This is a genomic window from Planktothrix sp. (assembly GCF_046067725.1).
Lineage (GTDB): Bacteria > Cyanobacteriota > Cyanobacteriia > Cyanobacteriales > Microcoleaceae > Planktothrix.
Genome location: NZ_JBJUDF010000222.1, coordinates 1 through 14,182, shown reverse-complemented (window position 1 = coordinate 14,182; position 14,182 = coordinate 1). Strand labels below are relative to the sequence as shown.

12 protein-coding genes and 1 pseudogene are annotated in these 14,182 nt (G+C 41.6%); 11 read left to right on the top strand and 2 right to left on the bottom strand.

What is annotated here, in order from left to right:
- From glmM to rdgB, 10 genes and pseudogenes are all read left to right on the top strand, one after another.
- Positions 1–570: pseudogene (gene glmM / locus ACKPEB_RS13785) on the top strand (phosphoglucosamine mutase); the annotation flags it as partial.
- Positions 571–748: 178 nt separating this feature from the next.
- Entirely contained in the window at positions 749–1,063 is a 315-nt protein-coding gene (locus tag ACKPEB_RS13780; RefSeq protein ID WP_408965502.1) for a 2OG-Fe(II) oxygenase, read from the top strand.
- A 141-nt stretch (positions 1,064–1,204) separates the two neighbouring features.
- Entirely contained in the window at positions 1,205–2,821 is a 1,617-nt protein-coding gene (hpsL, locus tag ACKPEB_RS13775) for a hormogonium polysaccharide biosynthesis protein HpsL (RefSeq protein ID WP_408965501.1), read from the top strand.
- 92 nt (positions 2,822–2,913) lie between these two features.
- Entirely contained in the window at positions 2,914–3,900 is a 987-nt protein-coding gene (hpsN, locus tag ACKPEB_RS13770) for a hormogonium polysaccharide biosynthesis glycosyltransferase HpsN (protein WP_408965500.1), read from the top strand.
- 95 nt (positions 3,901–3,995) lie between these two features.
- Positions 3,996–5,168, top strand: coding sequence for a hormogonium polysaccharide biosynthesis glycosyltransferase HpsO (hpsO, locus tag ACKPEB_RS13765; protein ID WP_408965499.1), 1,173 nt, complete (start codon positions 3,996–3,998; stop codon positions 5,166–5,168).
- Positions 5,169–5,316: 148 nt separating this feature from the next.
- Entirely contained in the window at positions 5,317–6,297 is a 981-nt protein-coding gene (gene accA, locus ACKPEB_RS13760; protein WP_408965498.1) for an acetyl-CoA carboxylase carboxyl transferase subunit alpha, read from the top strand.
- 500 nt (positions 6,298–6,797) lie between these two features.
- Positions 6,798–7,523, top strand: a complete 726-nt coding sequence (locus ACKPEB_RS13755; RefSeq protein WP_408965497.1) for an SDR family oxidoreductase — start codon at positions 6,798–6,800, stop codon at positions 7,521–7,523.
- 67 nt (positions 7,524–7,590) lie between these two features.
- On the top strand, positions 7,591–8,310 hold the full coding sequence (gene folE / locus ACKPEB_RS13750; RefSeq protein ID WP_408965496.1) for a GTP cyclohydrolase I FolE: 720 nt from the start codon (positions 7,591–7,593) through the stop codon (positions 8,308–8,310).
- 143 nt (positions 8,311–8,453) lie between these two features.
- Positions 8,454–9,884 carry a phosphoglucomutase/phosphomannomutase family protein gene (locus tag ACKPEB_RS13745; RefSeq protein WP_408965503.1) on the top strand — a complete coding sequence of 477 codons (1,431 nt, stop codon included), beginning with the start codon at positions 8,454–8,456 and terminating at the stop codon, positions 9,882–9,884.
- Between the two features lie 76 nt (positions 9,885–9,960).
- A complete protein-coding gene (rdgB, locus tag ACKPEB_RS13740; protein WP_408965495.1) occupies positions 9,961–10,542 on the top strand; it encodes an RdgB/HAM1 family non-canonical purine NTP pyrophosphatase in 582 nt (193 codons plus the stop codon).
- A gap of 87 nt (positions 10,543–10,629) precedes the next feature.
- On the opposite strand, the gene ACKPEB_RS13735 is transcribed toward rdgB, so the two are convergent.
- Positions 10,630–10,968, bottom strand: a complete 339-nt coding sequence (locus ACKPEB_RS13735) for a P-II family nitrogen regulator (protein WP_408965494.1) — start codon at positions 10,966–10,968, stop codon at positions 10,630–10,632.
- 495 nt (positions 10,969–11,463) lie between these two features.
- On the opposite strand from ACKPEB_RS13735, the gene ilvB reads away from it, so the two are divergent.
- Positions 11,464–13,299: a biosynthetic-type acetolactate synthase large subunit gene (gene ilvB / locus ACKPEB_RS13730; protein ID WP_408965493.1), complete on the top strand. Its 1,836-nt coding sequence runs from the start codon at positions 11,464–11,466 to the stop codon at positions 13,297–13,299.
- A gap of 306 nt (positions 13,300–13,605) precedes the next feature.
- Here the strand turns inward: ilvB and tnpA are convergent, their stop codons facing one another.
- Positions 13,606–14,010 (bottom strand): IS200/IS605 family transposase, encoded by a 405-nt coding sequence (gene tnpA, locus ACKPEB_RS13725; protein ID WP_408965492.1) that lies wholly within the window; start codon positions 14,008–14,010, stop codon positions 13,606–13,608.
- Positions 14,011–14,182: the final 172 nt, after the last annotated feature.

The window sequence follows — 14,182 nt, the reverse complement described above, 5'->3', positions numbered from 1 at the left end:
TATTTTTGGGGCCAAACCCTCAGCCAAGCTGGACAACTTCCCGAAAATTTAATTATTTCAACGGTGATGGCCAATTTGGGCTTTGAACGAGCTTGGCAACAGTTCGGGGGCCAACTAATGCGGACTCCCGTCGGCGACCAGCACGTTCACGCTGAAATGAAACGTACTGGGGCGATGTTAGGCGGCGAACAGTCAGGACATATTCTCTGTCACCATTACGGAGTCAGTGGCGATGGCTTACTCACAGCTTTACATTTAGCAACATTAGTTAAACGTTCGGGTAAGTCTTTAGCAGAATTAGTAGATAATAGTTTCCAAACCTATCCTCAATTATTAAAAAATATCCGGGTTGAGGATGTTTATCAACGACGTCATTGGCAAGAGTGTGAACCTGTGATCAAAGCCATTGAAACCGCAGAATCAGCGATGGGAAATCAAGGCAGAATTTTAGTTCGCGCATCAGGAACCGAACCTTTAATTCGAGTTATGGTCGAAGCTTCCAACGCTGATTTAGCCAATTATTGGGCAGAACAATTAGTCGCAGTTGTTCAGCAATATTTAGTTATTTAACGGTTAATAACAGAAGTCAAAAATTTTAAAAAAGCCCGGTTTTTCCGGGTTTTTTGATTCAGTTCTACTAAACCAGAGGGAACAGCAGGACAACATTTCACCGTCTAGGTTTCATAATCAGTCTAGGTCTTAACCGTTTAGGTGACTAATTAAAGCCACCCGGATTGAGCGCCATATTGTGGCTTGTTATGATAGCAGCAGTGGAGGTTTTTTTCGCCCCCATCGAGATAACACCACCAAAGGAACCGCCCATCGAAAGTTTGCTGTATCCCTGAATTTGAATACAGGAGAGTATGAGGGAGGACTGCTGCGATTTCCAGAGTTTGGTCGTCAAACCTACAATGCGCCAGCAGGAGGAGCCGTTGTGTTTTCATGTTCGCTTTTACATGAAGCAACTCCAGTTACTCAGGGTATTCGGTATGCTTACTTACCGTTTTTATATGATGATGAATCGGCTCAAATTCGGGAAATGAATCTACAATATATTCGTTAAAAACAGGGAACAGGAAACAGTAAATAAGAGTTAAAAAAGCCACTCATCTGTCTCCTTGTATCCCTAAATACTGCCATAAGATTAAACCCCAAAAACTCATCAAAAACTCTCCGATTTTTCGGCTTATTTTTTCTTATTTATATGCCTATAAAAACAAAAAAAAAGCGAAATAAAGTTAAAAAAAAATCTCAACCCAAAAAACCAACCTTAAGCAAAAAAGAAATTAAACTTCGCCAAAAGCAACGAGCAAAAGCGATTCAAAAAGTTATTTCTTCATCGTCAGGAATTATCACGACCGCCGCTATTGTTGGGGTCTTGTTATTTGTGGTTGCTGGCCCCAAATTAGCAATCGCCGGAGGTGGCGGAATTCTAGTTGTCGCCCTATCCTATCTTTACCCAAATTTTGCTCTCTGGGGATTTTTAATTTATTTACCTTTTAATGGCACAGTAACTTACTGGATCGGTGGTGGTAGCCCAATTTTTCAACTTGCTAAAGATGGCTTTTATTTTCCAGCCTTATTTGCCAAATATAACGAATGGAAACGAAAAGGAATGCCCATCATTATTCCAAAGGGTATTAAGCAACCTTTGATGGTACTTCTTGCCATCTGTGGGTTAACGTTGCTATTAGTAAATGGGATACAACAACTGAAACCAGAAGGGGGAGATAAACCGATTTTATTAGGATTAATGGGACTAAAATCATTTATTGGATACCTCCCCTTAATGACCTGTTCTTACTATCAAATTAAAGGCAAAAAAGAACTCTTATTTTTAACTCGTTTAACCTTGGTTTTAGCCATCATTTGTTGTGTTTTAGGAGTCATCCAATATCAAATGCTGGCTAGTGGTCGTTGCAAAGGAACCGATCACCTAACTGGGGATGATTTATTTAAAGCAACCATTGATGCTAAATGTTTTGTCGGCGGATCTTTAGTGTTTAGTCCCTCCCAAAACATGATTCGTTTACCCGGAACCTTTGTTGCACCTTGGCAATGGGCTTGGTTCTTAATTGCTAATGCTTTCTTCACCTTTGCCAGTGCCTTTAGTGATCCCTCCCCCCTGTGGCGAATGGTGGGTTTAGGCGGAATGGCAATGGTATTTGTAAATGCTGTGATTTCAGGTCAACGAATTGCCTTAGCATTAGTTCCTGTTGTCACGATTATTCTATTAGTTTTAACCGGACAAGTTGCTAACTTAAAACGATTTCTTCCCATCCTTGCTGGACTCGGTTTAGTGTTAGGAATTGCAGCCGCAGCCAGCCCCGAATTTTTGCAAGAACGAGTTGATAGTTTTGTCAGTCGTTGGAATGCGTCCCCTCCCACAGATTTCATCTCAGAACAATTTGGTCATAGTAGCGGAGGCCAACAAGGAATTTTAGGAAAAGGAATGGGACGTGCTACTAATTCAGCCCGAATCTTTGGTAAAACTCAGTTAATTGAAACCTACTATCCTAAACTGATTTTTGAAATTGGGCCAATTGGAGTGGCGGGTTTTCTCTATTTAGTAACAACCATGACTCTTATTGGGTTTAAATCCTATCGTTCTGTTAAAGATAAAAATTTACGAAGTTTTGGAGCTTGTTTTTGGGTTTTTGTGTTAATCATTAGTTACAATACCTATTATTACCCTCTGGATGTTGATCCAGTCACGGTTTATTATTGGTATTTTGCGGGTGTTCTCTTTAAATTACCCGAAATTGATCGGGAAGAGCGGAAAAAACTGATTGAAGCAGGTGAACTCGATCCAGATTCCTAAATGAAGATCTGAATCATTCCGTTGGTGCATTGAGAGTAATTTTTTAGAAAAACTATCCCATCAATGGTTAAACAATTTAAGGATAAAAACTCATGAACTTACCTTTAATTTCTGTTATTATTCCTACCTACAACCGAGAACAAGTCTTACGAGATACTTTAGCAGAAGTTCTCAAACAAACCTATCCTTATTTTGAAGTTTTAGTCGTAGATCAAACCTCAACCCATGAACCCGAAACCCAAACTTATTTAGAACAGTTAGCCGGAACAAAAAAAATTAAATGGTATCGTTTAGATTGGGCAAGTTTACCCGGTGCTAGAAATTATGCTGTGCGACGATCTCAAGGCGATATTCTGTTATTTATTGATGATGATGTTCAACTTCCTGACGGATTTTTAATGGCTCATGCTCGGAATTATATCCTAGGAGAAACCTCTGCACCCGAAAAGATTGGGGCTGTCGCAGGACGAGTTTTTGATCGGATGAAATTAAGTGATTCGGGTGGAGAATTAACGATTGAAAATTTACCTCCAGAAGCTTATGATCCCGGCATTGCTTGGTATCATATTGATTTAGTTCATACTATTAAACCTCAACAAGTGATTTCCGCTAGAGGATGTAATATGTCTTTCCGCCGAGAAATCTTTGATCAATTTGAGTTAACCTTTGATGAACGATTTAAAGGCAGTGCAGTCCGCGAAGAATCAGATTTTTGTTTAAGATTAAGAAAAACAGGGTATCTGATTTGGTATGACCCAGAAGCTTATTTAATTCATTTAGGAGAAGAAGCCGGAGGCTGTCATGATATTAGTACCCGTTCTCTCCAATATCAAGTGACCTTTTATCATAATCACTTTTTTATGGGGTTAAAAAATTTAACTCCGGGTCAATGTTTCCGGTTTTTTGCTAAACTATTTGATTGTCATGTTTTGGGACACCCTCCTTGCAATAAAAGTGGCTCTCCTTTAAAAATTATTAGTCGCTTTTTCTTTTATAAATTAGGCTTAATTAAAGCGTTAGGAACCTGGATCACGTCCCTTTGGGATCAAGGACAAATTTACACCCAACAAGACCGTTAATAATCTGACTCTGGGTTACTGCACGTTAGGAGGTGAAACCCAACAACCCTTCAGGGTGCGTGTTAAAAATAAAACAGTTAATCAGGAGAAAATTCATGAAAGTTTTAGTGACCAGCCATACTTATATTATTGACTTAAATCGAGAAAAATTTAGAGCTTTAGTTCGTTTACAACCCAATATTGAAGTTACCATTGTTGTCCCTAAACGTTGGCGACCCGGAGGAGTTCAAAACAAAATTATAGAGTGTCAATATTTAGATGAAGGGAATTTTAAGGTTGTTCCTCTCTCTAATTTTAGCGAAAATAACCAAGGTTTACTCACCTTTGGTTTAGATTTAGTCTCCCTGTTGAAAACTTTTAAACCAGATATTATTCAAGTTGAACAAGGTTCTAAAGCTTTAACTTATACTCAATTGATTACCTTAAATAACCTTCTGGGTTTAAAAGCCAAAAACGTCTTTTTTACTTGGTGGAATTTACCCTATGAATTGAAATTTCCGGTTTCTCTCCTAGAATCTTATAATCTTAAATATACTGACGGAATTATCGTCGGAAATCAAGATGGTAAAGATATTTTACGTCAAAAAGGATACAATAAGCCGATAGAAATAATGCCACAGTTAGGCATTGATGAACGTTTATTTAAACCTGAACCACAACCGGAATTAAAAGCCGAATTAGGAATTAAACCGGATGAATTTGTGGTCGGTTTTGTCGGACGTTTTGTGGAAGAAAAAGGATTAATGACCTTAGCAAAAGCCTTAGCTGGGTTAAAAGATTATCCTTGGAAATGGGTTTTATTAGGTCGAGGGGAATTGCGATCGCAACTTTTAGAAATCGCTGAAAATTTTGGCTTTAAAGATCGATTAATTTTAATTGAAAGTGTCCCTCATGATCAGGTACAACGCTATATTAATCTGATGGATACTTTGGTTTTACCCTCGGAAACTACCTATAAATTTAAAACCTTAACGGCGGTAGGGTGGAAAGAACAATTTGGTCATGTTTTAATCGAAGCAATGGGGTGTCAAGTTCCTGTTATTGGTTCCGACTCAGGGGAAATTCCCCATGTTATTTCCGATACTGGATTGATTTTTCCAGAAGGAAATCAACAAGCTTTACAAGATGCTCTCTATCAGTTAATGACCCAGCCAGAATTAACTAAACAGTTAGGAGAAAAAGGCTATCAACGAGCAATGACTCACTATACTAATCAAGCACTCGCTCAAGAATTATTAGCTTTTTATCAACAATTATTAGCCGCTTAAATTATACTATCACTACCAGTGGAACAGGCAAGATGCCTGTTATTTTTATTAACATTATTTTATTAATATTATTTTGATTGACGGGAAGGATGCCCGTTCCACTGTAAAATAGTTATTCATATTCACCCCTATAATAGTAAATTTGAGTGTGGCTACATCCAATCGAAAACCAATTCTCCTAGATTTTGAAAAACCTTTAGTCGAACTAGAAAGCCGTATTGACCAAATTCGTCAATTGGCGAGTGAAAATGGTGTAGATGTGTCCGAAGAAATTCGACAACTCGAAACCCGTGCTAACCAACTGCGACAAGAAATTTTCAGTAGCTTATCTCCCCTACAACGGCTACAACTGGCTCGCCATCCCCGACGACCGAGTACCCTAGATTATATTCAAACCATAACCGATGAATGGATGGAACTGCATGGCGATCGCCGAGGCTATGATGATCCAGCCTTAGTGGGAGGAGTAGCCCGTTTAGGGGGACAACCTGTGATGATTCTAGGTCATCAAAAAGGGCGAGATACCAAAGATAATGTTGCCCGTAATTTCGGCATGGCAGCCCCTGGAGGCTATCGTAAAGCCATGCGGTTAATGGAACACGCCAACCGTTTTGGAATGCCTATTCTGACCTTTATTGATACTCCTGGGGCTTGGGCTGGGGTAGACGCCGAAAAACTGGGTCAAGGGGAGGCCATTGCCTATAACCTCCGAGAGATGTTTGATTTAGAGGTTCCGATTATTTGTACGGTTATTGGTGAAGGCGGTTCCGGTGGGGCTTTAGGAATTGGGGTTGGGGAAAAACTCCTGATGTTAGAACATTCTGTCTATACCGTCGCGACCCCAGAAGCCTGTGCTGCGATTTTGTGGAAAGATGCAGGTCAAGCTCCCCAAGCCGCCCAAGCCCTGAAAATTACCTCCCAAGATCTCAAACAATTAGGCATTATTGATGAAGTTGTACCCGAACCCGATGGGGGAGCGCATAGTAACCCCTTGAAAGCGGCAGAACTGCTCAAAAATGCTTTGTTGAAATCCTTAGCTGAACTCCTAGCCTTAACGCCCCAGCAACGTCAAGAAATGCGCTATCAGAAGTTTAGAAATATTGGCGTTTTTGCAGAAGCTCAGGTTTAAATCTACGACAATACCAGGGAGAAAAAGGAACCAGTTAGAGAATCCGAACGGTTAAAATATGAGTAACAAAATTCCTTGAGACGTTAAAATTAGTGGTTCATTCTTTGCCCTGGTATTGAGTATTCTTCTTCTAGGTTTGGATAGGATTGTTCGTCTCAATCAACAGATTGAAACCTTCTGGGCCACAGTTAACCGAACTCGATCAGCTACAACACCCTAGAACAGATTGTGACACCTATCAATATAATTAATGAAGGGACTCAAAAAAGTGTATTCGGCATTTGGGAAACCCCTGGCAGTGTCCAGCAACTCAACCCAGTCACCATGAATCTTCAGAACCTGGCGGGAGAACAAAGTTGACATTTAAAAAAATGTAAAATTCACAATTCCTTTGATGATATAATGACAGAGGTAACAAATCTTTACACATTTCTCAGATTTAGTAATTGACAGATTTGTGACATCTGTTGAACTCCCATTGGAGACGACTTAGAACCTACATGACTTCTCCCATTCACAAAAGAGCCTTGATCACAGGAGCCAGTAGCGGTATTGGTCGGGCAACAGCCCTAGCCTTTGCGGCATCTGGGATTGACATTGCATTAGTCAGTCGCCATGAACAGCGCTTAGAAGCGGTAGCCCAAGCAGCCCGAACTTTTGGGGTGGAAGCCACAGCCTTTCCCCTGGACTTATCAAAAGTTGAACAAGTTCATAGCCAAATTGATAGTATTGTGGCTGCTTTTGGCCCGATTGACATCTTGGTCAATAACGCAGGTATGGGATACACCGGAGATTTAATCAACACCTCCCTAGCAGACTGGCAACGGGTGATTGATTTGAACCTCACCAGTGTTTTCCAGTGTGTCAAAGGAGTTTTACCAGGAATGCGGGATCAAAAAAGCGGAACGATCATTAATGTTGTCTCCATTGCTGGTGTACAAGCTTTTCCCAACTGGGGCGCCTACTGCGTCAGTAAATTTGGTTTGATGGCTTTATCGAAAACCTTGGCTTTGGAAGAGCGATCAAATGGTATTCGGGTAACAGCTTTATGTCCAGGTTCTGTGAATACTCCCATCTGGGATAGCGAAACTGTTCAAGCAGATTTTGATCGTACAGCCATGCTAACACCGGAGATTGTCGCCGAGTCCATTCTCCATGTTGCCTTATTGCCGAGCACTGCCGTCATTGAAGAATTAACCTTAATGCCGAGCGTCGGCACGTTTTGAATCGTTTTCTATGCCGATTCTAAAACCGTTCACTTTTGTTGTTTCTAAACATAGCTCAAAATACACCATGACTATCTCACCAAGCACCAATGGCGTCAAAACGTTAGAAACCCTCAATCAGGGGGTTAACAATGAAGACACCAGTGGCTTTCCCATTCGACCTGATCGGACTTTATCTTATAGTCAAAATACTCACTCTCAACTCCGCACCGAAGTTAGTGATGAACAAATGATGGATGCCGTTCGCACCATGCTCTTAGGTGTAGGTGAAGATCCTGAACGGGAAGGGTTGCTCAAAACACCAAAACGGGTAGCTGAAGCCATGCGGTTTTTAACCAGTGGTTACAATCAATCCCTCGAAGATCTCGTCAATGGCGCGATTTTTGATGAAGGCCATGAAGAAATGGTGCTGGTGCGCGACATCAACTTTTTCAGTATGTGCGAACACCATATGTTACCCTTTATGGGTCGGGCGCACGTTGCCTATATTCCCAATCAAAAAGTGATTGGGTTAAGCAAACTGGCTCGGATTGTGGAAATGTACAGCCGCCGTCTGCAAGTTCAAGAACGTCTAACTCGCCAAATTGCAGAAGCAATTAAAACTATTCTTGAACCTCAAGGAGTAGCCGTTGTCATGGAGGCAACCCATATGTGTATGGCGATGCGAGGGGTTCAAAAACCAGGATCTTGGACAGTGACAAGTGCAATGGTTGGGATCTTCCAAGAAGAGCAGAAAACCCGTGAAGAATTCCTGAATTTGATTCGCCACCAACCTGCATTTTTCTAGGTCATCAGGATGTTAGCGCTGAATTAAGAATTGACAATTGAGAATTAAGAAAAATTTAACTTATGCTAAAAAAAGCTCAGAGGGTGTAATTCTTAGTTCTTAATTCTAAATTCTTAGTTCAACGTTTAGTGAAAAAATTTATGATGATTCAACCCATCAAATTTGGAACCGATGGCTGGCGAGGCGTGATTGCTGCGGACTTCACTTTTGAACGAGTCGCTTTAGTTGCTCCTTTGGCGGCTCGAATTCTCGATCAAACCTATGGAGAAAGTACCGGAAGCCGAACGGTGATTGTCGGTTATGATCGGCGCTTTTTAGCTGAAGAATTTGCCCGATGTGCCGCTGAAGCGATCCAATCGGCCGGATTTGATGTCAAACTGAGTGAAACTTTTGCTCCAACTCCAGCTTTTTCCTTGATTGCTCATCAACAACAAGCGTTAGGTGCGATCGTCTTAACCGCTAGTCATAACCCGGGTAAGTATTTAGGGTTAAAAGTTAAAGGTGCTTTTGGTGGGTCTGTGGGGCCAGAAATTACCCAACAAATTGAAGCGTTATTACCCGATCCTCCTGTTGTGGAGGCTACACCTGGCACTTTAGAACATTTTAATCCTTGGCCGAGTTATTGTGAAACCTTGCGTTCTAAAGTGGATATTACTGCCATTCAAGATGCTTTGAATCAAGGAAAAATCACGGTTTTTGCAGATGTGATGCACGGGGCGGCTTCAGGCGGATTAACTCAATTATTGGGAGATCAAGTTCACGAACTTAATAGCAATCGTGATCCTTATTTTGGGGGAGGTGCACCGGAACCTTTACCTCGTTATATTCCTGATCTATTAGAACAATTAGTGGCTTTTCGAGATTCCGGTGGGGGTTTAGCAATTGGGTTTGTTTTTGATGGGGATAGCGATCGCATTGCCGCCGTTGATCAAAATGGTAATTTCCTGAGTTCTCAAATTTTAATTCCGGTCTTAATTGAACATTTATCAACTCGTCGAGGATTGAGGGGAGAAATTGTTAAAACCGTCAGTGGTTCTGATTTAATTCCTCGCATTGCCCAATTATTTAATTTATCGTTGTATGAAACTCCGATTGGTTATAAATATATTGCGGATCGAATGTTAACCACTGAAGTTTTAGTTGGGGGTGAAGAATCTGGGGGGGTTGGGTATGGAACCCATATTCCTGAACGAGATGCGTTGTTATCGGCGTTGTATGTTTTAGAAGCGATGGTACAGTCGGGGGAAGATCCGACCCAAAGTTATCAACGGTTACAACAACAAACGGGTTTTGATTCTGCTTATGATCGGATTGATTTACCTTTAGCGAGTATGGAAGTGCGATCGCGCTTGGTGGAACAGTTGGACACTCAACCGCTACAGGAAATTGCAGGACAAACGGTGGTTGATTGTTTGATGGTTGATGGTTACAAATACCGCCTCGCCGATGGTCGTTGGTTATTAATTCGCTTTAGTGGGACAGAGCCAGTATTACGTCTTTATTGTGAAGCGCCAACTTTGGATCAAGTTCAGGAAACTCTCAACTGGGCTTCATCTTGGGCGAATCAATTCTAAGAGTGATTAGTTATCAGTTATCAGTTTTTGAATAATTACGAATTAATGACAATTACTAATAATAGTTAATATAATCATGAAAAAATTAATTGTGGCAACTGGAAATCCAGGTAAATTAAAGGAAATGCAAGCTTATTTGGAAAGTTTAGAGATTGAATTACAGCTTAAACCGAAAGATTTAGAAATAGAAGAAACCGGAAAAACTTTTGTTGAAAATGCTGGATTAAAGGCTTCACAAGTAGCGTTAGCAACGGGAGAATGGGCGATCGCCGATGATTCTGGATTAGCTGTTGATGCCTTAAAGGGTGCACCAGGGCTATATTCTGCCCGTTATGCAGCCACAGAAGCGGACTGTATTGTGCGACTGCTCAAGGAACTGGGGGATACTCCCAACCGAAACGCCCAATTTATCTGTGCTGTGGTGGTGGCACGTCCCGATGGTTCCATTGCAATCCAATATGAAGGGATTTGTCAAGGAACGATTACTCATCAACCGGTGGGAACCAGGGGGTTTGGTTATGATCCGATTTTTTATGTCCCTGAATTTCAAATGACCTTTGCCCAAATGCCTGCGGAATTAAAACACGAAATTTCCCATCGCGGTCGAGCATTTCAGGGAGTTTTACCGCAACTGCAAGCATTAGGGAACAAATCATGAAACAAGAAAGTTATATAGCAGTCGCCAAGTCTACTAACTCCTGACTCCTGCTATATATCGTTTCCCGTTTTATGGATTTGAAAAGGATTAAATCGCTTCTAAGTCCTTTTCTCCAGTCCGAATGCGGATAATTTCTTCGACCGGAGAGATAAAGATCTTGCCATCACCAATTTCCCCTGTCCGAGCAGCGGTAATGACTTTATCCAAGACCATTTCCACTTGGCTATCTTCAACCACAATTTCGACTTTGAGTTTTTGCAAGAACTCAACGGTATACTCCGAACCCCGATAACGTTCCGTTTGACCCTTCTGACGTCCGAAACCTCTAACTTCAGAAACGGTCATCCCAACAATACCTGCATTGACTAGGGCGATTTTGACCTCATCAAGCTTAAAAGGCCGAATAATTGCTTCTATCTTTTTCAAGATCCTCACTCCTAAAGCTGAATGTTTCGTTTAGCCGTCACTTGGCATTTTATCTTTTGATATCACCGCCAAGAGACTGTTATTTGTAAAATATGCTACAATCTATCTCCAAAATGGAAGATGGGTCTGCTCCCCCTGACCCTGTGTGTGAATTTGATCTCAGTCAGATTCAAAAATGGGAAAAGGTGGGGACTAGCCCCGGAGCCAGAGAGATTTTACCATACTTTAGACAGTTGGCTTGACGCTTTAAAAATCGATATGCACATTCGCTAATTTTCAGCCGGGTAAAACGAGATGTGATTTCCTTCAAAACGCCAATAGACTGTCAATGTAAAATCTTGTTAAAAGTGGCAGTTTCTCAAGCTTGAGAGCTTAGTAGCTTTTAAAATAAAAACACTATTGTATGGGCAGGTTGATCAAAATCTTTTTTAGGATTGTTCGGCTGATTGAAAAACCTACCCCCTTGTCAACAAAAACACAGTTTGAGGAATTACTGTGCAACTAAAAACTAAAATAGCGGCAAAACGGGCAACGGGTGCTTATGCCTTGATGGATAGTTTGAAACGTCATGGCGTCAAGCATATTTTTGGTTATCCGGGTGGGGCGATTTTACCCATTTATGATGAACTTTATCGCTTTGAAGCCACCGGGGATTTACAACATATTCTCGTGCGTCATGAACAAGGTGCTGCCCATGCGGCGGACGGTTATGCACGGGCGACGGGTCGAGTCGGAGTCTGTTTTGGCACATCTGGCCCAGGAGCAACCAATTTAGTCACCGGAATTGCAACGGCCCACATGGACTCAATTCCGATGGTGATCATTACGGGACAGGTTCCTCGTCCCGCCATTGGCACCGATGCCTTCCAAGAAACAGATATCTATGGTATTACCCTTCCGATTGTCAAGCACTCCTATGTGGTGCGTGACCCTAAAGATATGGCTCGCATTGTCGCTGAGGCGTTTCATATTGCCAGTAGTGGACGTCCTGGCCCTGTGCTGATTGATATTCCTAAAGATGTTGGTTTAGAAGAATTTGATTATATTCCTGTTAATCCGGGGGAAATTAATTTACCTGGATATCGCCCTACGGTCAAAGGCAATACCCGTCAAATTAATCAAGCGATTAAATTAATTCGCCAAGCCGAACGACCGTTATTATATGTTGGCGGGGGTGCAATCTCTGCTGGAGCTCATGGGGAAATTCAAGAGTTAGCAGAATTGTTTAATTTGCCGGTGACAACAACTCTCATGGGTAAGGGTGCTTTTGATGAAAATCACCCCTTATCGGTGGGAATGTTAGGAATGCACGGCACAGCCTATGCTAATTTTGCCGTCACTGAATGCGATTTATTAATTGCGGTTGGTGCTCGTTTTGATGACCGAGTGACCGGGAAACTAGATGAATTTGCTTCCCGTGCCAAAGTCATCCATATTGATATTGATCCGGCGGAAGTTGGGAAAAACCGAGCTCCTGATGTTCCCATTGTTGGGGATGTTAGACAGGTGTTAGTGGATTTATTACGTCGATGTCATGAAACCGGAGGGGGAACGGAAATCACCCAAACGGCGGAATGGTTACAACGCATTCAACGCTGGCGCGAAGATTATCCGTTAATTGTGCCAACCTATGACGATTTCCTCTCTCCTCAAGAAGTAATCGATACTTTGGGGAAAATGGCCCCCCAAGCTTATTACACAACCGATGTGGGACAGCATCAAATGTGGGCTGCCCAATTTTTAAAGAATGGCCCCCGTCAGTGGATTTCTAGTGCTGGCTTAGGAACAATGGGTTATGGAATGCCTGCGGCGATGGGAGCCAAAATGGCTCTTCCTGATCAGGAAGTGATTTGTGTGGCTGGAGATGCCAGTATTCAGATGAATATTCAGGAGTTGGGAACCCTGGCTCAATATGGGATTCATGTTAAAACCGTGATTGTCAATAATGGTTGGCAAGGCATGGTGCGTCAGTGGCAAGAAACCTTTTATGGCGAGCGCTATTCTTCTTCGGATATGGAGCCGGGAATGCCTAATTTTGTGATGTTGGCTCAAGCCTACGGCGTGAAGGGAATTAAAGTGACTCGACGGGAGGAGTTAAAGGATGCGATTGCTGAAATGCTGGCGTTCAATGGCCCAGTATTGATGGATGTGCAGGTGAAACGGGATGAAAACTGTTATCCCATGGTTGCACCCGGTAAGAGCAATGCTCAAATGATTGGTTTACCCGAACGGACAAATTTAGAAACGATTGAGTTAGTGTATTGCAGCAATTGTGGTGCGAAAAATGTCGGCAGCAATAATTTCTGTCCTGAGTGTGGAACGAAGCTTTAATTAAGTTGATTTAGTGGATGAGCAACCCCGATATGGGGTTGTTTTTTTTATGGGTTGAAAGTGATGATTTTCTGAAGCTTTGCGATTTTCTACGATTGTTTCAGTCCTGAGAACGGGATTCTATTAGTTGAAAGACTGTCCCCTGAAACTGGGATAGAGTAGGCATTTTGAAGCCACTTTTCGTGAACCTAATTTTTAGCCTCGTTTCAGCCTTCATGATTACACAAGAAATAGACGGGAAACTTGGTAGCCGCGTCTCTTCAGAGCGAGGCGGAAAAGTGACTCGGCGGATTTATCCGCATTCAATTAATGGTGATGCGGATCTTCAATATATTTCTGAATGGTCGTTGCACTAACATTACCTGCGGTACTAAAAAAATAACTTTTACTCCATAAACTAGGTAGTTTCAATAATTCAGGGAATTCTTTCCGAAGGAAATTAGAAGACCTGCCTTTTAAAAACCTAACAATTAAATGAATTGGGATTGTTGGGGGAAACTCAATAAAAAGATGGACGTGATCAGGAGCTATCTCACAAGCTCGAATATTCCAATTCTTGTCCGTTGCCAACTCCTGCCAAATTTGATAAAGTCTGTTCCGAATATCGCTTTTGAGAACAGGCTTTCTTCGTTTTGGGACAAAAACCAAATGGACAATAGCCAGTCCGATAGAGTGATTATAGTGTTGATACTCAAAACTTTTCTTTCTCATTGTCAATTTTCTATTTAATAGCTATAATGTTGATCATATTACAGTAAACGACAAAAAATGTATGGTTGTCAACAGGTTCTAATTCATACCAATCGTGATGTTGAGGCGATTATCAAGTATCTTTGTTCAGAATCTAACAAGGTCTACAATTGCGCTCTTTATTATGCTAGGC

Coding starts and splice junctions, on each gene's coding strand:
- hpsL (WP_408965501.1), top strand. CDS start 1,205: ATGCCTATAAAAACAAAAAAAAAGCGAAATAAAGTTAAAAAAAAATCT.
- hpsN (WP_408965500.1), top strand. CDS start 2,914: ATGAACTTACCTTTAATTTCTGTTATTATTCCTACCTACAACCGAGAA.
- hpsO (WP_408965499.1), top strand. CDS start 3,996: ATGAAAGTTTTAGTGACCAGCCATACTTATATTATTGACTTAAATCGA.
- ACKPEB_RS13755 (WP_408965497.1), top strand. CDS start 6,798: ATGACTTCTCCCATTCACAAAAGAGCCTTGATCACAGGAGCCAGTAGC.
- folE (WP_408965496.1), top strand. CDS start 7,591: ATGACTATCTCACCAAGCACCAATGGCGTCAAAACGTTAGAAACCCTC.
- ACKPEB_RS13745 (WP_408965503.1), top strand. CDS start 8,454: ATGATTCAACCCATCAAATTTGGAACCGATGGCTGGCGAGGCGTGATT.
- rdgB (WP_408965495.1), top strand. CDS start 9,961: ATGAAAAAATTAATTGTGGCAACTGGAAATCCAGGTAAATTAAAGGAA.
- tnpA (WP_408965492.1), bottom strand. CDS start 14,010: ATGAGAAAGAAAAGTTTTGAGTATCAACACTATAATCACTCTATCGGA.